The organism is Streptomyces sp. NPDC032822, from assembly GCF_055578825.1.
The window spans coordinates 171,290-190,006 of sequence record NZ_JBVIOL010000016.1 but is presented as its reverse complement, the minus strand read 5'-3'; the positions used below and the strand labels follow the sequence as shown (position 1 = coordinate 190,006).

The following is an 18,717-nucleotide window of genomic DNA, read 5'->3' as shown; positions in this document are numbered from 1 at the left end:
CGCGACAGCCCAGCTCATGCCCTGCATGCGGTGCTGTACCGGCGCGAAGTGTCGCGGCTGACCCGCTGTCCGCCGCCGCCCTCCTCCGCTCTCCCCCCTCCCGGATACTCGTCTCGGTATCCGGACTTTCCCTCCCGCCTTCTGGAGTTGTCCCATGACCCTGTTGACCACCTGGTCCGAGTCCGGCCCCGAGACCCTGGTCCGCCGCACCTCGTCCCCCGCCGAGATCGCCGAGGCGCTCAAGCCGCTGGGCGTGCGCTACGAGCAGTGGCCGATCCGTGAGGACGTGCCGTTCGACGCCGACAGCGCGACGGTGTTCGCCGCGTACGGGCCGGAGATCGACAAGCTGAACGCCGAGGAGGGCTTCACCACCGTCGACGTGCTGGGTCTGCACCCCAGTGACGACCCGGAGTTCCCGGCGAAGGCGAAGGCCGCCCGGGCGAAGTTCCTCCAGGAGCACACGCACGACGACGATGACGAGGTCCGCTTCTTCGTCTCCGGCTCCGGCATCTTCTATCTGCACGCGAACGGCGAGGTGCACGCGGTCTTCTGTGAGAAGGGCGATCTGCTGGGCGTGCCGCGCGGCACCACCCACTGGTTCGACATGGGCACGAAGCCGTCCTTCACCGCGATCCGCTTCTTCCACGAGGAGGACGGCTGGATCGGCAGCTTCACCGGCTCGACCATCGCCTCCCGTTTCCCGGACTACGACACGATCGCGGCCGGTTACGAGGCCGACCGGGCCGTCGCGTGAGCGTGCGCGACCCCGGGGGCCTCCGTTTCGGCGTGAACGGCGTGACCGGTGTGCACACCGTGGACGCCGTGGTGCTCGACATCGAGGGCACCACGAGCGCCACGGGGTTCGTCGTGGACGTCCTGTACCCGTACTCCCGGGCCCGTTTCGCCGACCTGCTCACCGAGCGGGCCGACGAGCCGGCGGTGGCACGGGCCCTCGCGCAGGTGCGGGAGCTGACGGGCGAGGCGGACGCCGACGCGGCCTCGATCGAGAAGACGCTGAACACCTGGCTCGACGAGGACCGCAAGGCGACCCCGCTCAAGACCCTCCAGGGCATCGTCTGGTCGGAGGGCTTCACCCGCGGCGACCTCGTCTCGCACTTCTACGACGACGTCGTCCCGGCGCTGCGCGCCTGGCACGCGGCGGGCCTCGCGCTGTACGTCTACTCGTCCGGGTCGGTGTCGGCGCAGCGGGCCTGGTTCACCAACAGCCCGGAGGGCGACCTCACCTCGCTCGTCTCCGGCCTGTACGACACCGAGAACGCGGGCGCCAAGCAGGAGCCGGAGTCGTACCGCCGGATCGCGGAGGCGACCGGCGTCGAGGCCTCCCGTCTCCTCTTCCTCTCCGACCGGCCCGGCGAGCTGGACGCGGCCCGTGCGGCCGGCTGGCTCACCGTCGGGATCCGGCGGCCCGGGGAGCCGTACTACGAGCAAGGCGTCGGCGACCACCCACAGGCGGGGACGTTCGACGAGATCGGCATCACCACTTCCGGGAGCACCGCATGACCGCCGAGATCACCGCACTCGACCTGGAGGAGGCCGGCGCCGTCCTCGCCGCCGAGTCCGCCCGCTTCGCCGGCTTCGGCTGGATGCGGGGCACCTCCGGGAACCTGTCCGTGGTCCTCTCCCGCGACCCACTGCGGCTCGCGGTGACCGCCAGCGGCCACGACAAGGGTGAACTGACCCCCGCGGACGTGGTGTTGGTCGACGGCCAGGGTGCCGCCGTCCGGGGCGGCAAGCCGTCCGCGGAGGCCGAGCTGCACGCGCGGGTGGCCGCGCTGACCGGAGCCGGTGCCGTGGTGCACGTGCACACGGTGGCGTCGGTGGCGATGGGCCGCCGTGAGCCGGGCGGGATCGTCTTCAGGGACGTCGAGATGCTGAAGGGCGTCGGCCAGCCCGCGCACGACGTCGAGGTGACGCTGCCGGTCATCGCCAACAGCCAGGACATGAAGGTTCTCGGGGACCGCCTGGAGGCGGCCCGTGAGCCGCGGATGCCGGCCGTGGTGGTCGCGGGGCACGGGCTGTACGTGTGGGGGAACGACCCGCGGCAGGCCCGGCACCACACCGAAGTCGTGGAGTGGCTGCTGGAGTTGGAGCTGTCGCAGCGCTGAGGAAGAGAAAGGGAAGGGGACCCCCGCACCCGGGGGTCCCCTTCCCTATGTCCTCTTCTCTGTGTCCTCTTCTCTGTGTCCTCTACTTCAGGTGCTCGCCGGGCAGTTGACCGGAAGCCACTTCCAGCACGCCCCGCTCCGTCACCAACCCCGTGACCAACCGCCCCGGCGTCACATCGAAAGCGGGATTGTGCCCCCGGGACTCCACGGGAGCGGTCCGTACGCCGCCCCACTCCAACACCTCGGCCTCCCCGCGGAGTTCGATGTGGATGTCGTCGCCGGTCTTGGTGGCGAGGTCGACCGTGGTGGTGGGGGCCGCGACCAGGAAGGGGATCCCCGCGTCCGCGCACGCCAGCGCCACGCCCACCGTGCCGACCTTGTTGGCGGTGTCGCCGTTGGCGGCGATCCGGTCGGCGCCGACGATCGCCGCGTCGACCTCGCCGCGCAGGATGGTGCCGGCGGCGGCCCCGTCGGCCTGGACGTAGTGCGGGATGCCCTCCTGGACCAGCTCCCAGGCGGTCAGCCGGGAGCCCTGGAGCAGGGGGCGGGTCTCGTCGGCGTAGACGACCTCCAGCAGTCCGCGCGCGTGGAGTTCGCGGATGACGCCGAGCGCGGTGCCCCAGCCCGCGGTCGCCAGCGCCCCGGTGTTGCAGTGGGTCAGGATGCGCAACGGGCGGTCCGCGCCGACCCGTTGGAGCAGCCAGTCGGCGCCGTGCGCGCCCATCGCGCGGTTGGCCTCGACGTCCTCGCGCTGGACGGCGGCGGCCTCTTCGAGGACGGCGGTGAGGCCCTCGTCGAAGCGGGTCATGACCCGGTCCACGCACACCATGAGGTTGACGGCGGTGGGCCGGGCCTCGCGGACGCGGGCGACCGCCGCACGGGTCTCGTCGGCCGTCCAGCCCTCCCGCTCGCCCTGCACCATCGCGAGTGCCACCCCGTACGCCCCGGCCGCCCCGATCGCGGGCGCGCCCCGCACCACGAGGCGCTGGATCGCGTCGACCAGAGTGTCCACATCCTGGACATCCACCGTCTCGGCGCGATGCGGAAGGAGGGTCTGGTCGATCAGCGCGAGACCGGTTCCGGTCCACTCGACAGCGCGCAGTTCCTGGGGCATATCGGGACACTCCTGATGTTCCGGTGGGTGACCGCCACGCTACATGACCTGGGGGAACCACAGTTCGAGACAATCGGGCAAGTGTCCGGAAACCGGTGTTAGAGTCCAGCCCCCAGTCCACTGACCGAGACGAACGGAAGTCGCATGCTGCTGACCAAGCGCCGCTTCCTGGACTTCGGCCGGTGCTGCGGCGACGGCTGTCGACGCTGAACCTTCCCCCACCGCCCGTCGATCCCCTCCCCGCACCCGCTCACCGTCGAGCGGGTCTCGCCGTACCCCGGAAGGTCCTTCCCATGCAGCGCAGATCCCGCCGTTCCCTGCAAGCCGCCGTCGCCACCACGCTTCTGGTCACCGCCGCCACCGCGTGCAACGCGGCCGCGAAGAGCGACGCCTCCGACAGCGCGAGCGGTGGCAGCGGGAAGTCCTTCACGCTCGTCACGCCGGACGCGGTCGGTCAGAACGAGTTCCTGAAGCTGGCCGTCACCGGGATCAAGGAAGCGGCGAACCAGTACGACGGGACACAGAAGGTCTACGAGTCCACCGACACCGCGTCCCAGCAGCAGAACGTGCAGGCCGCGGTGGACGCGAAGCCGGACGTCATCGTGCTGGTCGGCTTCGAGTTCGCCGACCTGGTCGCCCAGCAGGCCCAGAAGAACCCCGAGCAGCAGTTCCTGATCATCGACGCCTGCACCACCAAGACCTTCAAGAACGTCGGCTGCGCGGTCTTCCGTGAGCACGAGGGCGTCTACCTCGCGGGCGCCGAGGCCGGTCTGCTGAGCAGGAGCGGCAAGGTCGGAGCGGTGGACGTGCTCGACACGCCCCAGTTCCGCCGCTACAGCGACCCGTTCGCGGCCGGCGCCAAGGCGGTCGCGCCGAAGACCTCCACGAGCACCCGCTTCGTCGGCGGCCAGTCCCCCTTCGACGACTCGGCGCGCGCCAAGGAGCAGGCGGACACCCTGCTCTCCAAGGGCTACGACCAGATCATGGCGGCGGCCGCGGCCGGCAACTACGGCGTCTTCGAGGCCGCGAAGGCCAAGGGCGCGTACGCGTACGGCGTCGACGTCAACCAGTGCGTCTCCGCGCCCGGCACGGTCGTCGACAACGTGATCAAGCGCACCGACGTGGCCGTGCACCAGGGCATCGAGGCGGTCCTCGGCGGCAAGGCGGGCACGACGGTGTCGTACGGCCTGAAGGAGGGCGGCATCAGCCTCACCGGCCTGGAGGCCGGCGTCGACTCGTCGAAGTGCGTGATCGCCGACCACAAGGACGTCCTGAAGAAGGTCGAGGCGCTGCGCGACCGGATCGTCTCCGGAAAGCTCAAGGTCGATGACCCCGCCGCCGGCTGACGCGGACGTCGCGGTCGAGCTCCGGGGCATCACCAAGCGGTTTCCCGGCACGCTCGCCAACGACGCCGTCGACCTGACCGTCCGGCACGGCGAGATCCACGCCCTCATGGGCGAGAACGGCGCCGGGAAGTCCACCCTCATGTCGGTCCTCTACGGCATGGAGCGCGCCGACGCCGGCTCGGTCCTGATCGGCGGGCGGGAGGCGCGCTTCGCCAGCCCGTCCGACGCGATGGCCGCCGGGCTCGGGATGGTCCACCAGAGCTTCAAGCTGTTCGACTCGCTGACGGTCGCCGAGAACGTCGTCTACGCCGCCGAGCCGCGCCGCTTCGGCCTGGTGGACCGCGCCGCGGCCCGCCGCCGGGTGCGCGAGCTGGCCGAGGAGCACGGCCTCGCGGTGGACCCGGACGCCCGGGTCGGCGCGCTGCCGGTCGGGCTGCGGCAGCGCGTGGAGATCCTGAAGCTGCTGCACCGGGGCGCCCGTACCCTCATCCTCGACGAGCCGACGGCGGTGCTCACACCCGCCGAGGCGGACGCCCTGTTCGCGGTGCTCAAGTCGCTGGCCGCCGAGGGCCGCACGGTGATCCTGGTCACCCACAAACTCCGCGAGGTGCTGGAGGGCAGCGACCGGGTGACGGTCCTGCGGGACGGCAGGGTGGTGGCCCGCCTGGTCACCTCCGAGACGTCCGCCGACGAGATCGCCGCCGCGATGACCGGCCGCGCGGTCGAACTGGACCGTGTGCACGCGCCGGGGACACCGACGGACGTCGTCCTGGACGTGTCCGGTCTCACCACCGACTCCGTGCACGACGTCGGCCTCACCGTCCGCGCCGGGGAGATCGTCGGCATCGCGGGCGTCGCCGGCAACGGCCAGAGCGAGCTGGTGGAGGCGCTGGCCGGGCTGCGGCACACCACCGCGGGCCGGGTCGCGCTCCAGGGCGAGGACATCACCCACGCCTCGGCCGCCGAGCGCCGCGCCAAGGGCCTGGCGTACGTCCCCGAGGACCGGCACGCGGTCGGTACGGCGACGGCGGCGTCCGTCGCGGACAACCTGGCGATGGGCCACCACCGCACGAGCCTGTCCTTTCGCGGTCTGCTGCCGCCCGCCGCCGTACGCGACCACGCGCGGCGCCTGGTCGAGCGGTTCGACATCAAGGCGTCCACCCCCGAGGTGGCCGCCTCCGCACTGTCCGGCGGCAATCTGCAGAAGCTGCTCATCGGTCGTGAACTCGCCCACGAGGCCCCCCTGTTGCTGGTCGAACAGCCGACCCGCGGGGTCGACATCGGCGCGATCCAGAACATTCACGACCAGCTGATCGCCTACCGCGACGCCGGTCACGCCGTCCTGCTGGTCTCGGCCGAACTGAGCGAGATCCGCGGCCTGGCCGACCGGGTGCTGGTGATGTACGAGGGCCGGATCACGGCGACCTACCCGAAGGACGAGGCGGACGAGCGGACGCTGGGGCTCGCGATGGCGGGCGCGGGCGTGCGCGTGGAGGCCGTCGACTGACATGAAGAACCGGATATCGGGCGCCCTGCGCTCCCCCATCACCTTCTCCGTCCTCGCGGGCGTCCTGATCGGCGCGCTCTTCCTCGTCGGCACCGGCGCCAACCCGGTGGCGGCCTACGAGGCGGTCCTCACGGGCTCACTCGGCGCGGACGGCATCGGCTCCACGCTGACGACCGGCACCAGCGTGCTCGGCCTGGCGCTCGCGCTGGCCATCCCGCTGCGGGCCGGGCTCATCAACCTCGGCGGCGACGGACAGCTGGTCCTCGGCGGCATCACCGCGGCCGTGACCGGCCTGTACTCACCGCTGCCCGCCCTGCTCACCGTCGTCCTGGCCCTCTTCGCGGGGATGGCGGCCGGTGCCGCGTACGCCGCCCTGGCCGCCCTCTGCGAGAACCAGCTCGGCGTCCCGCTGCTGGTCAGCAGCCTGTTGCTGAGCTACCCGGCGGTCTCGCTGGCCTCCTACCTGGCCCGCTATCCGTTGAAGGAGCCCGGCTCCAGCCTCCCGCAGACCCGCACCCTGCCGGACGGCGTGGCACTGCCCTCCTTCGGCGACTCGACCGTGACGGTCGGTCTGGTGCTGGTGGCCCTCGCCGCGGCCGCGTACTGGTTCACCGACCGGCGCACCGCCGTCGGCTACGAGATCCGCATGACCGGCCTCAACCCGCGCTTCGCCGCCTACGCGGGCGTCGAACGCCGGGGCCTGACCCTCAGGTTGATGTCGGTCTCGGGCGCCCTGGCCGGACTGGTGGGCGCCATCGGGGTGTTGAGCTTCCCGTACCGCTTCGTGGACGGCTCACTGACCGCCCCCGGCTACACCTGGACGGGCCTCACCGCCGCGCTGTTGGCGACCGCCGCCCCGCTCGGTACGGTCCTCGCGTCCTTCTTCTTCGCGGTCCTCCAGGTGGGCGGACTGGCGATGGAGCGGACGACCGAGGTGCCGCGCGAGCTGACGCAGGTGCTCCAGGCCGTCGTCATCGTGTTCCTCGCGGCCCGGCTCCACTTCCCGAGCCGGTGGTTCAACCGTCGCAAGGAGGCGGTGTGATGTTCTTCGACTCCGATCTGCTGACGTCGGCGCTGCGCGCGCTGACCCCCATCCTGCTCGCCGCGCTCGGCGGCGCCCTGTGCGAGCGCGCGGGCGTCTTCAACATCGGCCTCGAAGGCATGATGCTGATGGGCTGCTTCACCGCCGTGGCCACCAGCTGGTTCACCGGCAGCCCCTGGCTGGGCGTGCTGGCGGCGGCCCTCGCGGCGGCCGGGTACTCGCTGATCCTGGCGGTGGGGACGGTAACCCTGCGCGGGGACGCGGTCGTGCTGGGGGTCGCGATGAACCTGCTGGCCGTCGGCCTCACCAGCTTCCTGTTGCGGACGGTCTTCGGTGTGCAGGGCACCTTCGACGACCCGGCTCTGGCCGGCCTGCCGTTGGTCGGCGGCTTCACCCCGCTCGCGTACCTGTCGTGGGTGGCGGTCGGCCTGGCCGCGCTGCTGCTCTCCCGGCATGTGTGGGGGCTCAGGCTGCGCGGGGTCGGCGAGGCACCGGAAGCGGCGGCGACGCTCGGGGTGAGCCCGGCGAAGTACAAGTACGCGGCCATCCTCGTCTCGGGGGTGCTGTGCGGGCTCGCGGGCGCCCAACTCGCCCTGGGCAACGTCACCTTGTTCTCCGAGAACATGACGGCGGGCCGAGGCTGGATCGCGGTCGTCGCGGTCATGCTCGGCCGGGCCGCGCCGATCGGCGTCCTGCTCGCCGCGCTGCTGTTCGGCCTCGCCGAGGCGGCCGGCTTCCGCCTCCAGGGCCTCGGCCTGCCGCAACAGGCCACCGACGCCGCGCCGTACGTCGTCACCCTCGGCGCCCTCTTCCTCACGACGGCCCGCCGCCGTCGCCGTACCACCCGTACCAGTCCTTCCGGAGCCGCGTCATGACCCACCAGGACCTGCCCGACCTGCTGCCCGTCACCCGCATCCCCCGCACCGGCCTCCCGGCGCACGCCGTCGTCGTCGGCGACCCGGCGCGCGCGGCGGCCGTCGCCGCGCTGCTCGACGGCGCCGAGGAGGTGTCGTACCACCGCGAATACCGTGTGTTCAGCGGCAGTTGGAAGGGCCTCCCGGTCGTCGTCGCCTCGCACGGGGTGGGCGCCCCGGGTGCGATCCTCCTGTTCCAGGAGCTGGCGGACGCGGGCGTCCGCACCTTCATCCGGTTCGGTACGGCGGGTGCGATGAGGCCCGGGATCGGCGACGGCGACCTGGTCGTCGCCGAGGCGGCCGTCCGGGACGACGGTGTCACCCAGCAGTTGCTGCCGCCGGAGTACCCGGCCGTGTCGGCGCCGGAGGCGGTGCTCGCGCTCCAGCGCGCGGCCCGCGCGGCGGGCGCCCCGCACCACCGCGGCATCGTCTGGACCCGGGCGGCCTTCCAGCCGGGCCTCATTCCGTTGTTCTCCTACGACGGTGCCGGGCTCGCGGCGATCGAGATGGAGCTGTCGGCGCTGCTGGTGACCGCCTCGCTGCGCGGACTGGTCGCGGGCGGTGTCCTCGTCGTCGACGGGGCGAACGCCGACGAACTCGTCGACGAGGAGAGCACCGGCGGCTACAACCCGCACCGGGACGTCGTCGCGGCGGGCGTGGAGAAGGGCGCGGTGGTCGCGCTGGAGGCGCTGCGGCTGCTGGCGGAGACCGCCGCGGAGAGCACCGCCGAGGGCACCGCGTGACCATCGACCTGCTGGTGCACGGCGGTGACGTCCTGACGGTCGACGAGGCCGGGACCGTCGTACGGGACGGGGCGGTCGCCGTCCACGAGGGCGAGATCCTCGCCGTCGGACCGGCCGCGGAGCTGAGAACCCGGTTCACAGCCGCGGAGTCCCTCGACGCCGCGGGCTGCCTGATCCTGCCGGGGCTCGTCAACACGCACACCCATCTGGCGATGACCCTGCTGCGGGGCCGCGCCGACGACGTCACCCTCCAGGGTTTCCTGGAGCGGGTGCTGAGGTGGGAGGCCGAACTGCTGGCGCCGGAGAACGTGGCGGCGGCGGTACGGCTCGCGGTCGCCGAGAGCCTCCGCGCCGGGGTGACCTCGGCGCTCGACATGTACTGGTTCCACGAGGCGGCCCGGCGGGCGGCCCGCGAGACCGGCTGGCGGCTGCACACCGGCCCCACCTTCATGGACGTGCCCGACCCGGCCGACGGCATCGCCTACCCGGACCGGCTGGAGTGGGCCCGCCGCGACCTCCTGGCCCGCGGCACCGCCCGCCCCGGCACCCGCCCGGTCCTCTTCGCCCACTCCACCTACACCCTCTCCCCCGAGCAGCTCACCGACATCGCCGCCCTGGCACGGGAGTTCGGTGCCCTGTTGCACCTGCACGCGGCCGAGAACGCCACCGAGGTGGCCACCGTCGAGGTGCGGTACGGCAAGCGGCCCGTCGAGCTGCTCGACTCGCTCGGGCTTCTGGGACCCGACGTGTTGCTCGCGCATGCCGTGGACCTCACCGGGCCCGAGATCGCGGCGCTGGCCCGCACCGGCACCGCGGTCGCGCACTGTCCGGTCTCCAACCTGAAACTGGGCTGCGGGATCGCGCCCGTGCCGCGGCTGCTGAGCGCCGGCGTGACCGTCGGGCTGGGCACCGACGGGGCCGTCAGCTCCAACACGCTGGACGTGCTGGGAGCCGTACGGCAGGCCGCGCTGGTGCACAAGGCGGCCGGTGACCCGACCGCGGTCGGCGCCGAACAGGCCGTACGGATGGCGACGATCGAGGGCGCGCGGGCGCTGGGGCTCGGGGAGCACCTGGGGTCGCTGGAGGCGGGCAAGCGGGCCGACCTGGTCGTACTCGGCCTAGACGCGCCGCATCTGCGGCCGCTGCACGACCCGTGGTCCACGCTCGCCTACGCCGCCCACGCGGCCGACGTCCGGGACACGGTGGTCGACGGGCGGGTGCTGATGCGGAACCGGGCGCTGACCACGCTCGACGAGGCGGCGGTGATCGCCGACCTGGAGGCGCTCGTCTGAACAGGCCGCATACTGTGCTGAGACATCCGATGTCTGAACGACAGGGAGACCGGCCATGGCAGTCACCGACGAGGCGATCGAGAAGATCAAGGGCATGATCGTCACCGGCGCGCTGCGCCCCGGGGACCGTCTCCCCAAGGAGAGCGAACTCGCCGCCGAGCTGGGCCTGTCCCGCAACTCCCTGCGGGAGGCGGTGCGCGCCCTGTCGCTGATCCGGATCCTGGACGTACGGCAGGGCGACGGCACCTATGTCACCAGCCTCGACCCGCAACTCCTCCTGGAGGCGCTCAGCTTCGTCGTCGACTTCCACCGCGACGACACCGTGCTGGAGTTCCTGGCCGTGCGCCGCATCCTGGAACCGGCCGCCACCGCGATGGCCGCGCTACGGGTGAGCGAACAGCAACTGGACGCCCTCTCGGCTCAGTTGGACAAGCTCGGCGACAATCCGTCGGTGGAGGAACTGGTCGCCTGCGACCTGGACTTCCACCGCGGCATCGTGCAGAGCTCCGGGAACTCCGTGCTGTGCTCACTGCTGGACGGCCTGTCCGGGCCCACCACCCGGGCCCGGATCTGGCGCGGGCTGACCCAGGAGGATGCCGTCAGCCGCACCCTGCACGAGCACCGGGCGATCCTGGCGGCGCTGCGCGACCGGGACGCGGAGGCGGCGCGTTCCTGGGCGACCGTGCACATCGCGAGCGTCGAGCAGTGGCTCAGGTCCAGCCTGTGAGGAGCGCGCCCCGAGGGGTGTCCCGGGGGGACGATCGGGGCAGTGATCCGTTCACTCCCCCGTGCAAGGGGGCTGCGGGCGCCCCCGCCGCACGCCGTAAGGTTGGGTCGTTAAGCGAGGGCACGTCGGAAGGAGGCGCTGGGTGATCGAGCTGGAGGGAGTTCCCGAGCTGATCGACCCAGTCATGGTGGCCGCGTTCGAGGGCTGGAACGACGCCGGTGACGCCGCCTCCACCGCGGTCGCGCACCTGGACCGGGAGTGGAAGGGCGAGGTCTTCGCGGCGCTCGACGCCGAGGACTACTACGACTTCCAGGTGAACCGCCCCACGGTGTGGCTGGACGGCGGGGTACGCAAGGTCACCTGGCCCACGACCCGGCTCTCGGTGGTCCGGGTCGGCGGTGAGAAGCCGCGCGACCTGGTGCTCGTCCGGGGGATCGAACCGTCGATGCGATGGCGGTCGTTCTGCAACGAGATCCTCGGCTTCGCCCATGAACTGGGAGTGGAGCTGGTGGTCGTGCTGGGCGCCCTGCTCGGTGACACCCCGCACACCCGTCCGGTTCCGGTCAGCGGGGTCACGTCCGACCCGGACCTGGCGCAGCGGATGGATCTGGAGGAGACCAAGTACGAGGGGCCCACCGGCATCGTCGGCATCCTCCAGGAGGCGTGCACCCACGCGGGCGTTCCGGCGGTGTCGCTGTGGGCGGCCGTCCCGCACTACGTGTCGCAGCCGCCCAACCCGAAGGCGACGCTGGCCCTCCTGAACCGCCTGGAGGACCTGATCGACGTACGCATCCCGCTGGGCGAGCTGCCCGAGGACGCGCGCGCCTGGCAGGTGGGCGTGGACCAACTGGCCGCCGAGGACAGCGAGGTCGCGGAGTACGTGCAGTCGCTTGAGGAGGCCCGGGACACCGCCGAGCTGCCGGAGGCGTCGGGCGACGCCATCGCCCGCGAGTTCGAACGCTATCTGCGCCGCCGGGACGGGTCGGGACCGGGCGGTGCCGGCGGACACGCCACGGCCGACGGCGGCGACGGCCCGCCGACGGCCCCGTATCTGCGGGACAACCCCGGCGGCCGTACGAAACCGCCGAAGCCGCCCAAGCCGGGTGCGGACGACGAGGACTCGTCATCGGAGGACTGAACCGCTGAGGGCGGTGCGCCGGTCGGCGCACCGCCCTCACCGTGTTCGCCGTCGGCTCCCTACAACGCCACGCCCAGCAGCGCGTCCACGGCCCGTGAGACCACGCCGGGGGCGCCCTCGTCCGTTCCGTCCCGCTCGTCCTGCAGCGCCGCCCAGCGGTCCACGGCGGCCAGCGCGGCCGGTGCGTCCAGGTCGGCGGCGAGGGCCGTACGGATCTCCTCGACGAGCGCCTCTGCGGGCGTGCCGTCGGGCCGGGAAACGGCGGCACGCCAGCGGCCGAGCCGGTCCACGGCGTCCTGGAGGACCTGGTCGGTCCACTCCCAGTCGGCCCGGTAGTGGTGGGCGAGGAGCGCGAGCCGGATCGCGGCGGGGTCGACGCCGTCGCGCCGCAGCCGCGAGACGAAGACCAGGTTGCCCTTGGACTTGGACATCTTCGCGCCGTTCAGGGCGACCATGCCGGCGTGGACGTACGCCTTGGCCATGGGGAACTCGCCGGTCAGCACCTGGGCGTGCGAGGCGCCCATCTCGTGGTGCGGGAAGGCGAGGTCGGAGCCGCCGCCCTGGACGTCGAAGCCCATGCCGAGGTGGTCGAGGGCGATGGCGACACACTCGATGTGCCAGCCGGGCCGGCCCTGCCCGAGCGAACCGCCGTCCCAGCTGGGCTCGCCCTCCCGGGCGGCCATCCACAGCATCGGGTCGAGCGGGTTCTTCTTGCCCGGCCGGTCCGGGTCGCCGCCGCGCTCGGCGGACAGCAGTCGCATCGCGGCCACGTCGAGGTTCGACACCTTGCCGAAGTCGGGGTCGGACTCGACGGAGAAGTAGACGTCGCCTTCGAGTTCGTAGGCGGCGCCGAGGTCCCTGAGACGCTCGACGAGCGGCACGATGCCGGGTATCGCCTCGACCGCGCCGATGTACTGCCGCGGGGGCAGCATCCGCAGGGCGGTCATGTCCTCGCGGAACAGGGCCGTTTCCTTCTCGGCGAGGGCGGCCCAGTCGATGTCGTCCCGCGCGGCCCGCTCCAGCAGCGGGTCGTCGATGTCCGTCACGTTCTGGACGTAGTGAACCTGCCGCTTGGTGTCGAGCCACACGCGCTGCACGAGGTCGAACGCGTTGTAGGTCGCCGCGTGCCCCATGTGGGTCGCGTCGTACGGCGTGATGCCGCACACGTAGATACGGGCGACGGGACCGGGGTCGAGGGTGACGAGGCCACCGGTCGCGGTGTCGTGGATCCTCAGGTCGCGGCCCTGACCAGGCAGGGCGGGGACCTCGGAAGCGGGCCAGGCATGCATGTCATGAGCCTAACCGGACGGATGTTCCGTATACGAACCGGACCGGTCCGGATGGCCGGTAAGGCGTTCTTGCGCACGGTCGCGCGGTGTGCGGTGAACCCTCGCCGGTGCGGCTACACCGGCGGCCACGGGATGGCCGGCCACTCCCCGCTCGGCTCCGGATGCCTCCCGGTGGTCAGCAGGGCGTCCACCCGCGCGCGCGTGGCGTCGAGTTCGGCCGCGGTGATCAGTGCGGCCAGCCGGGCGGTCAGCGGCCCTGCCGGGCCGAGCGCCTCCCTGAGGCCCTTCAGCACGTCGACCGCCTCTCCCGTCAGCGGCTCCCCCGCCCAGCCCCACAGCAGCGTCCGCAGCTTGTTCTCGGCGTTGAAGGTGACCCCGTGGTCGATGCCGTACAGCAGGCCGTCCGGGGCGGGCAGGAGGTGGCCGCCCTTGCGGTCGGCGTTGTTGATCACCGCGTCGAGCACCGCGAGGCGGCGCAGCCGCTCGTCGTCGGCGTGCACGAGCAGCGCGGTCCGGCCCTCCCCGACCTCGGCGAAGCCGACGGCCTTCCAGCCGGGCTCCGGCTCCTCCGCGTCGACGAGCGCGAGCAGCTCGCTCCCCGGCGTCGCCTCGATCCACAGCTGGCACATGCCCTCGCCGTACGGCCCGTCGCGCAGCACCGTGTGCGGTACGAGCCCCCAGCCGGTCGCCTCGGAGACCTCGTAGGCGGCGACCTCGCGCCGGGCGAGGTTCCCGTCGGGGAAGTCCCACAGGGGCCGCTCGCCGGCGACGGGCTTGTAGATGCAGTGCGCCTCACGGCCCTCGTGGGTCACCGCGCAGTACAGGGCCGCGTTGGACGCCTCCCGGATGCCGCCCCGCACGGTCAGCTCGCCCCGGGCGAGCAGCTCGGTGGTCCTCACGCTCCCCGGCGGTATCCGTTCTGGCGCGGACATACGTGTCCTTCCGGGTCGAGCGGGAGGCTGCACAGCGGACACGGCGGCCGCCCCGCGTTGACGACGTCCAGGGCACGCTTGGCGAAGGCCCTGGCCTGCGCGCCGGTGAGCCGGACCCGCAGCATCGGGGGGCCGTTCTCCTCGTCCTGGAGGAGGCGCTCCTCGGCCTCGGCGAGATCCTCGTCGGTGTCGGCGTCGAGTTCCACCAGGGCCTGCGCCTCGACGATCATGCGCTGCTCGTCGCCGTCCCAGGCCAGGGCCATGGTGCCGACCCGGAACTCCTCCTCGACGGGGCTGTCCAGGGGCCGGGTGTCGGCGACTTCGGTGGGCGCGACGGCGGGAACGGAGGCACTGCCTCCGGTACGGCGTACGACCTCGTCCAGCAGCTCGTCCATGCGCTCGGCGAGCGCGGCGACCTGGGTCTTCTCCAGAGCCACGCTGGTCACCCGGGGGCCGGCCGTGGCCTGGAGGAAGAACGTACGGCGTCCGGGGAGTCCGACCGTACCGGCCACGAAGCGGTCCGGGGGATCGTAGAGGAACACCTGACGGGACACGTCCTGTCTCCATGGGAATCGTGAGTACGTGATCGTGTGTGCGGAACGTCCATGCGTGAACGCGTGCGTGTGAACCGCTTCACCCTACTGCGCCCGACGATCACGGTGCGCCCGCACCACCCCCCACCGGGGCGTCACCGGCCGCGGGCTCCTCGCGCGGCGCGAGGGACGTGAAATCGCCGGTGTCGCCGAGGCGGACGAGAAACGGCCGCAGACGGGTGTAACGGATCGCGGTGATGGAACACGGTTCTACGGAGATCCGCTGGAAGAGGTCGAGATGAAGTCCGAGCGCGTCCGCCACCAGAGACTTGATGATGTCGCCGTGGGAGCACATGAGGTACACGGCGTCGGGGCCGTGGTCGCGCTCCACGCGCGCGTTCCACTCGCGCACCGCCTCGGCGGCGCGGGTCTGCATCGCCCGCATCGACTCGCCGCCGGGGAACGCCGCCGCCGAGGGGTGCGCCTGCACGACCTCCATCAGCGGCTCGCCCGTCAGTTCGGCGAGTTTGCGGCCGGACCAGTCGCCGTAGTGGCACTCCCCGATCCGCTCCTCGGAGTGGGCGGTGAGACCGGGCCGGGCCTCCAGCAGCGGCCGGAGCGTCTCCTGGCAGCGCTGCAGCGGGCTGCTGACGACCTCGGAGATCGGCAGCTCGGCGAGCCGGCCGGGCAGCGCGGCGGCCTGCGCGGCGCCGCGCTCGTCCAGGGCGACTCCGGGCGTCCACCCGGCGAGCAGTCCCTCGGTGTTGGCGGTGGAACGTCCGTGCCGGACAAGGATCAACGTGGGCATGCGGCCCAGCGTAGGCGCCCTCCGGAGTGCGGGGGCGAGAGGGCGGAAGGAGAATACGCTCCGTGATCGTCGACTGCGCCGTCTACCGTGACGGACACCGGTCGGAGGGTCCCGAGGACCTGTCCGACGCCCTCGCCGCGGCCCGGGCGGCACACGGGTTCGTCTGGATCGGGCTGCACGAGCCGTCGGAGAAGGAGTTCGACCTCGTCGCCCGGGAGTTCGGGCTGCACCCGCTGGCGGTCGAGGACGCCCTCAAAGCCCACCAGCGGCCCAAGCTGGAGGTCTACGACGACTCGCTGTTCCTGGTCCTCAAGCCGGTCGTGTACGAGCCGGAGAGCGACGCCGTGTCCACCGGCGAGGTCATGCTCTTCCTCGGCGACTCGTTCGTGGTGACCGTCCGGCACGGCGAGGGCTCCCCGCTGAGCGCCGTGCGGGCCCGTCTGGAGGAGGAGCCGGAGCTGCTCGGCAAGGGCCCCACCGCCGTGCTGTACGCGGTCGCCGACGCGAGCGTGGACCACTACCTGGACGTGGCGACCGAACTCCAGACGGACCTGGAGGAGCTGGAGGCGGAGGTGTTCTCGCCGGACGGCGGCGGATCACGCCACACCGCGTCCCGGATCTACACCTTCAAGCGGCAGATCCTGGAGTTCCGCCGGGCGACCGGCCCGCTCGCGCTGCCGATGACCCGGCTGGCGGGCGCGGAGGAGTTCGGCGCGGTGGTGCCCTTCGTGAACGACCGGGCGCGGCCCTTCTTCCGTGACGTCAACGACCACCTCATCCGGGTGAACGAGTCCGTGGAGGGCCTGGACCGGCTGGTCTCGGACGTCCTGTCCGCGCATCTGGCGCAGATGAGCGTCCGGCAGAACGACGACATGCGGAAGATCTCCGCGTGGGCGGCCATGGCCGCGATCCCCACGATGATCGCGGGGATCTACGGCATGAACTTCGACCACATGCCGGAGCTGCACTGGGTGTGGGGCTATCCGGCGGTGGTCGCGGTCATGGCCGCCCTGGAGGTGCTGCTGTACCGGACGTTCAAGAGGCGGGGGTGGCTGTAGGGGCCTCGCCCGGCGTCAGGCGAACTCGGGGGCGGAGGCGGCCGGGCCGCCCAGGGCGTCGCGCCGCTCCGGCATCCTCAGGGACACCATGCGCCGCCAGCCGGCGAGGCGTTCGTACGCGTACACCGCGTGGATGCCGGCCACGAGCACCGCCGACCTGGCCCTCGACCAGCCCAGCAGGCGGCCCATGTGGGCCATGACGGCGAGGCTGACGTCCCGGTAGACCCGGATCTCCGCGAGCGCGCACTCCCGCAGGGTCCGCCGGATGGCGTGGCCGTGCCCGGCGTGTGCGAAGCGCAGCAGTTCCTCGTGGCAGTAGGCGAGGTGGTTGTCCTCGTCGTTGGAGATCATCCTGACCGCGCGGCCGAGGTCGGGGTGGTCGGCGAAGTTCCTGCGCAGCAGGTCCATCTGCTCGGAGGCCCGCTGTTCGGTGACCCGGCTGTGGGCGAGGTAGGTGACGATGTCCGGCACGGTCAGCGGCTCGTCGCTCTTCAGCTTCTCGTGGGCCAGCCCGATGCCGTGCTTCTCCAGGAGCATCGTGTAGTCGGTCTCGGGCGGGACGGGGACCGGCTCCAGACCACGCTTCTTCATCAGGGCGTTGAAGATCCGCCCGTGCTTGTCCTCGTCCGCGCCGTGCCGAACGATCTTGGGGGCCAGTTGGCGTTCGCCCGGGGGCACGAGCGCGGCGATGCGGGCGTTCTCCCAGCCGCCCTGCGACTCCCCGCTGGCCGCGATGGAGCAGAACAGCCGGAAGGACTCGTCGTTGTCGAGGATCTCCTGGAACAGACTCTTGGCCGAAAGCATCGTGAGCACCTCTCTGCAGGATTCTCCGCAGGATCCGCAAAGAACGAGTCAAATGCGGCGAGAGGGGTGCTGCAACAGCTGTGTCGGACAACTCCGCCAAAAGGAGGACCTCACGCGTCGCTCCGAGGGCGTAACCACACAGGGCCCGGGCGCGTTGTTCCCCGTGACGGCCGTGGCGGGGTAGACCCCCGAGCCCCCACCACGGCCGCTGAAAACCTCTGGTTCCCCCGGTTGTGGAACCCTCCTGTCACGCCAGGCCCGCGCGCTCCAGTGCCTCGGTGCCGGCGCGCAGCGAGGCGATCCGCTCGTCGAGCGTGAAGCCCGCGGGGGCGAGGGTCAGCGTGGTGACACCGGCCGCGGCGTACGCCTTCATCCGGTCCGCGATCCGGTCGACCGAGCCCAGCAGGGTCGTCTGGTCGATCAGGTCGTGCGGAACGGCTGCCGCGGCGCCCTGCTTGTCGCCGGACAGGTACTTGTCCTGGATCTCGGTGGCCTCCTGCTCGTACCCCATGCGCCGGGCGAGCTGGTTGTAGAAGTTCTGCTTGCGGCTGCCCATGCCTCCGACGTAGAGCGCGGTGTACGGGCGGAAGGTGTCGGCGAGGGTCGCCACGTCCTTGTCCTCGCCGACGGCCAGCGGCAGGGTCGGGCAGACGTCGAAGCCGTCGAGGGTCTTGCCGGCCTTCTCGCGTCCCGCGCGCAGGTACTTGACGGCCGTGTCCTCCAGGTGGTCGGCGGAGGGGAAGATCAGCAGGGCACCGTCCGCGATCTCACCGGTCTGTTCGAGGTTCTTCGGGCCGATGGCGGCGATGTACAGCGGGATGTGCTCGCGCTCCGGGTGCACGGTCAGCTTGATCGGCTTGCCCGGGCCGCCGGGCAGCGGCAGCGTCCAGTGCTCGCCCTCGAAGGAGAGCCGCTCGCGGGTCATCGCCTTGCGGACGATCTCGACGTACTCGCGGGTGCGGGAGAGCGGCTTGTCGAACTTGACGCCGTACCAGCCCTCGGAGACCTGGGGGCCCGAGACACCGAGGCCGAGGCGGAAGCGGCCACCGGAGAGCGAGTCGAGGGTGGCCGCGGTCATCGCGGTCATGGCCGGCTGGCGGGCCGGGATCTGGAAGATGGCCGAGCCGACGTCGATGCGCTCGGTCTGCGCGGCCACCCAGGTGAGCACGGTGGCCGCGTCGGAGCCGTAGGCCTCGGCCGCCCAGCAGACGGCGTATCCGAGCCGGTCGGCCTCCTGGGCGACGGCCAGATTGTCCCCGTCCATGCCGGCACCCCAGTAGCCGAGGTTGATACCGAGCTGCATGCCGAATCCCCTTACCGATCAGTAACGTCCCTTGTCCGCAG

Annotated in this window: 19 protein-coding genes; 12 read left to right on the top strand and 7 right to left on the bottom strand. The window is 71.9% G+C overall.

What is annotated here, in order from left to right:
* The first annotated feature begins 154 nt into the window (after window positions 1–154).
* Genes ACZ5VD_RS34610 through mtnB form a run of 3 tightly spaced genes read left to right on the top strand, consistent with a single transcriptional unit; the run spans window position 155 to window position 2,126 of the window.
* On the top strand, window positions 155–754 hold the full coding sequence (locus tag ACZ5VD_RS34610; RefSeq protein WP_468552026.1) for a 1,2-dihydroxy-3-keto-5-methylthiopentene dioxygenase: 600 nt from the start codon (window positions 155–157) through the stop codon (window positions 752–754).
* Between the two features lie 32 nt (window positions 755–786).
* Entirely contained in the window at window positions 787–1,521 is a 735-nt protein-coding gene (gene mtnC, locus ACZ5VD_RS34605) for an acireductone synthase (RefSeq protein ID WP_468684512.1), read from the top strand.
* Entirely contained in the window at window positions 1,518–2,126 is a 609-nt protein-coding gene (gene mtnB / locus ACZ5VD_RS34600; protein ID WP_468552028.1) for a methylthioribulose 1-phosphate dehydratase, read from the top strand. Before mtnC ends, mtnB begins: the two co-directional genes overlap by 4 nt.
* A gap of 82 nt (window positions 2,127–2,208) precedes the next feature.
* On the opposite strand, the gene mtnA is transcribed toward mtnB, so the two are convergent.
* Window positions 2,209–3,240, bottom strand: coding sequence for an S-methyl-5-thioribose-1-phosphate isomerase (gene mtnA / locus ACZ5VD_RS34595; RefSeq protein WP_468684510.1), 1,032 nt, complete (start codon window positions 3,238–3,240; stop codon window positions 2,209–2,211).
* A gap of 293 nt (window positions 3,241–3,533) precedes the next feature.
* Here mtnA and ACZ5VD_RS34590 point away from each other — a divergent pair, with 293 nt between their 5' ends.
* The 8 genes from ACZ5VD_RS34590 (at window position 3,534) to ACZ5VD_RS34555 (ending at window position 11,949) form a co-directional block, all read left to right on the top strand.
* Window positions 3,534–4,586, top strand: a complete 1,053-nt coding sequence (locus tag ACZ5VD_RS34590) for a BMP family ABC transporter substrate-binding protein (RefSeq protein WP_468552030.1) — start codon at window positions 3,534–3,536, stop codon at window positions 4,584–4,586.
* Window positions 4,567–6,093, top strand: a complete 1,527-nt coding sequence (locus ACZ5VD_RS34585; protein ID WP_468684509.1) for an ABC transporter ATP-binding protein — start codon at window positions 4,567–4,569, stop codon at window positions 6,091–6,093. The genes ACZ5VD_RS34590 and ACZ5VD_RS34585 overlap by 20 nt, the downstream gene beginning before the upstream one ends.
* A gap of 1 nt (window position 6,094) precedes the next feature.
* On the top strand, window positions 6,095–7,135 hold the full coding sequence (locus tag ACZ5VD_RS34580) for an ABC transporter permease (RefSeq protein WP_468684508.1): 1,041 nt from the start codon (window positions 6,095–6,097) through the stop codon (window positions 7,133–7,135).
* Entirely contained in the window at window positions 7,135–8,010 is an 876-nt protein-coding gene (locus tag ACZ5VD_RS34575) for an ABC transporter permease (RefSeq protein WP_468684506.1), read from the top strand. Before ACZ5VD_RS34580 ends, ACZ5VD_RS34575 begins: the two co-directional genes overlap by 1 nt.
* The gene (locus ACZ5VD_RS34570; protein WP_468552034.1) at window positions 8,007–8,792 is read left to right on the top strand and encodes a phosphorylase family protein; all 786 of its coding nucleotides are present in this window, start codon (window positions 8,007–8,009) and stop codon (window positions 8,790–8,792) included. Before ACZ5VD_RS34575 ends, ACZ5VD_RS34570 begins: the two co-directional genes overlap by 4 nt.
* Window positions 8,789–10,084 (top strand): amidohydrolase, encoded by a 1,296-nt coding sequence (locus ACZ5VD_RS34565; RefSeq protein ID WP_468552035.1) that lies wholly within the window; start codon window positions 8,789–8,791, stop codon window positions 10,082–10,084. The genes ACZ5VD_RS34570 and ACZ5VD_RS34565 overlap by 4 nt, the downstream gene beginning before the upstream one ends.
* A 55-nt stretch (window positions 10,085–10,139) precedes the next feature.
* Window positions 10,140–10,811 carry a FadR/GntR family transcriptional regulator gene (locus tag ACZ5VD_RS34560; RefSeq protein ID WP_468552036.1) on the top strand — a complete coding sequence of 224 codons (672 nt, stop codon included), beginning with the start codon at window positions 10,140–10,142 and terminating at the stop codon, window positions 10,809–10,811.
* A gap of 142 nt (window positions 10,812–10,953) precedes the next feature.
* On the top strand, window positions 10,954–11,949 hold the full coding sequence (locus tag ACZ5VD_RS34555) for a PAC2 family protein (RefSeq protein WP_468552037.1): 996 nt from the start codon (window positions 10,954–10,956) through the stop codon (window positions 11,947–11,949).
* Window positions 11,950–12,008: 59 nt separating this feature from the next.
* On the opposite strand, the gene mshC is transcribed toward ACZ5VD_RS34555, so the two are convergent.
* The 4 genes from mshC to ACZ5VD_RS34535 form a co-directional block, all read right to left on the bottom strand.
* Complete coding sequence (gene mshC, locus ACZ5VD_RS34550) at window positions 12,009–13,238, bottom strand: cysteine--1-D-myo-inosityl 2-amino-2-deoxy-alpha-D-glucopyranoside ligase (RefSeq protein ID WP_468684504.1); 1,230 nt, start codon at window positions 13,236–13,238, stop codon at window positions 12,009–12,011.
* Window positions 13,239–13,351: 113 nt separating this feature from the next.
* Window positions 13,352–14,170 carry an SCO1664 family protein gene (locus ACZ5VD_RS34545; protein ID WP_468552039.1) on the bottom strand — a complete coding sequence of 273 codons (819 nt, stop codon included), beginning with the start codon at window positions 14,168–14,170 and terminating at the stop codon, window positions 13,352–13,354.
* Window positions 14,134–14,724: a DUF3090 domain-containing protein gene (locus ACZ5VD_RS34540; protein WP_468552040.1), complete on the bottom strand. Its 591-nt coding sequence runs from the start codon at window positions 14,722–14,724 to the stop codon at window positions 14,134–14,136. The genes ACZ5VD_RS34545 and ACZ5VD_RS34540 overlap by 37 nt, the downstream gene beginning before the upstream one ends.
* 100 nt (window positions 14,725–14,824) lie before the next feature.
* Window positions 14,825–15,511, bottom strand: a complete 687-nt coding sequence (locus ACZ5VD_RS34535) for a histidine phosphatase family protein (RefSeq protein WP_468552041.1) — start codon at window positions 15,509–15,511, stop codon at window positions 14,825–14,827.
* A 62-nt stretch (window positions 15,512–15,573) separates the two neighbouring features.
* Between ACZ5VD_RS34535 and corA the strand changes: the two genes are divergently transcribed.
* Window positions 15,574–16,569 carry a magnesium/cobalt transporter CorA gene (gene corA / locus ACZ5VD_RS34530; protein ID WP_468552042.1) on the top strand — a complete coding sequence of 332 codons (996 nt, stop codon included), beginning with the start codon at window positions 15,574–15,576 and terminating at the stop codon, window positions 16,567–16,569.
* Between the two features lie 15 nt (window positions 16,570–16,584).
* On the opposite strand, the gene ACZ5VD_RS34525 is transcribed toward corA, so the two are convergent.
* Together ACZ5VD_RS34525 and ACZ5VD_RS34520 are read right to left on the bottom strand one after the other, a co-directional pair.
* Window positions 16,585–17,373 carry a ferritin-like domain-containing protein gene (locus ACZ5VD_RS34525; RefSeq protein ID WP_468552043.1) on the bottom strand — a complete coding sequence of 263 codons (789 nt, stop codon included), beginning with the start codon at window positions 17,371–17,373 and terminating at the stop codon, window positions 16,585–16,587.
* Between the two features lie 247 nt (window positions 17,374–17,620).
* Window positions 17,621–18,676, bottom strand: a complete 1,056-nt coding sequence (locus ACZ5VD_RS34520) for an LLM class F420-dependent oxidoreductase (protein ID WP_468552044.1) — start codon at window positions 18,674–18,676, stop codon at window positions 17,621–17,623.
* Between the last annotated feature and the right edge of the window lie 41 nt (window positions 18,677–18,717).

Excerpts from the sequence above, each read along its gene's own strand:
- ACZ5VD_RS34590 (WP_468552030.1), top strand. The coding sequence starts at position 3,534 with ATGCAGCGCAGATCCCGCCGTTCCCTGCAAGCCGCCGTCGCCACCACG.
- ACZ5VD_RS34610 (WP_468552026.1), top strand. The coding sequence starts at position 155 with ATGACCCTGTTGACCACCTGGTCCGAGTCCGGCCCCGAGACCCTGGTC.
- mtnA (WP_468684510.1), bottom strand. The coding sequence starts at position 3,240 with ATGCCCCAGGAACTGCGCGCTGTCGAGTGGACCGGAACCGGTCTCGCG.
- ACZ5VD_RS34535 (WP_468552041.1), bottom strand. The coding sequence starts at position 15,511 with ATGCCCACGTTGATCCTTGTCCGGCACGGACGTTCCACCGCCAACACC.
- ACZ5VD_RS34520 (WP_468552044.1), bottom strand. The coding sequence starts at position 18,676 with ATGCAGCTCGGTATCAACCTCGGCTACTGGGGTGCCGGCATGGACGGG.
- ACZ5VD_RS34575 (WP_468684506.1), top strand. The coding sequence starts at position 7,135 with ATGTTCTTCGACTCCGATCTGCTGACGTCGGCGCTGCGCGCGCTGACC.
- ACZ5VD_RS34580 (WP_468684508.1), top strand. The coding sequence starts at position 6,095 with ATGAAGAACCGGATATCGGGCGCCCTGCGCTCCCCCATCACCTTCTCC.
- mtnB (WP_468552028.1), top strand. The coding sequence starts at position 1,518 with ATGACCGCCGAGATCACCGCACTCGACCTGGAGGAGGCCGGCGCCGTC.
- ACZ5VD_RS34570 (WP_468552034.1), top strand. The coding sequence starts at position 8,007 with ATGACCCACCAGGACCTGCCCGACCTGCTGCCCGTCACCCGCATCCCC.
- ACZ5VD_RS34545 (WP_468552039.1), bottom strand. The coding sequence starts at position 14,170 with ATGTCCGCGCCAGAACGGATACCGCCGGGGAGCGTGAGGACCACCGAG.
- ACZ5VD_RS34525 (WP_468552043.1), bottom strand. The coding sequence starts at position 17,373 with ATGCTTTCGGCCAAGAGTCTGTTCCAGGAGATCCTCGACAACGACGAG.
- mshC (WP_468684504.1), bottom strand. The coding sequence starts at position 13,238 with ATGCATGCCTGGCCCGCTTCCGAGGTCCCCGCCCTGCCTGGTCAGGGC.
- ACZ5VD_RS34585 (WP_468684509.1), top strand. The coding sequence starts at position 4,567 with ATGACCCCGCCGCCGGCTGACGCGGACGTCGCGGTCGAGCTCCGGGGC.
- ACZ5VD_RS34560 (WP_468552036.1), top strand. The coding sequence starts at position 10,140 with ATGGCAGTCACCGACGAGGCGATCGAGAAGATCAAGGGCATGATCGTC.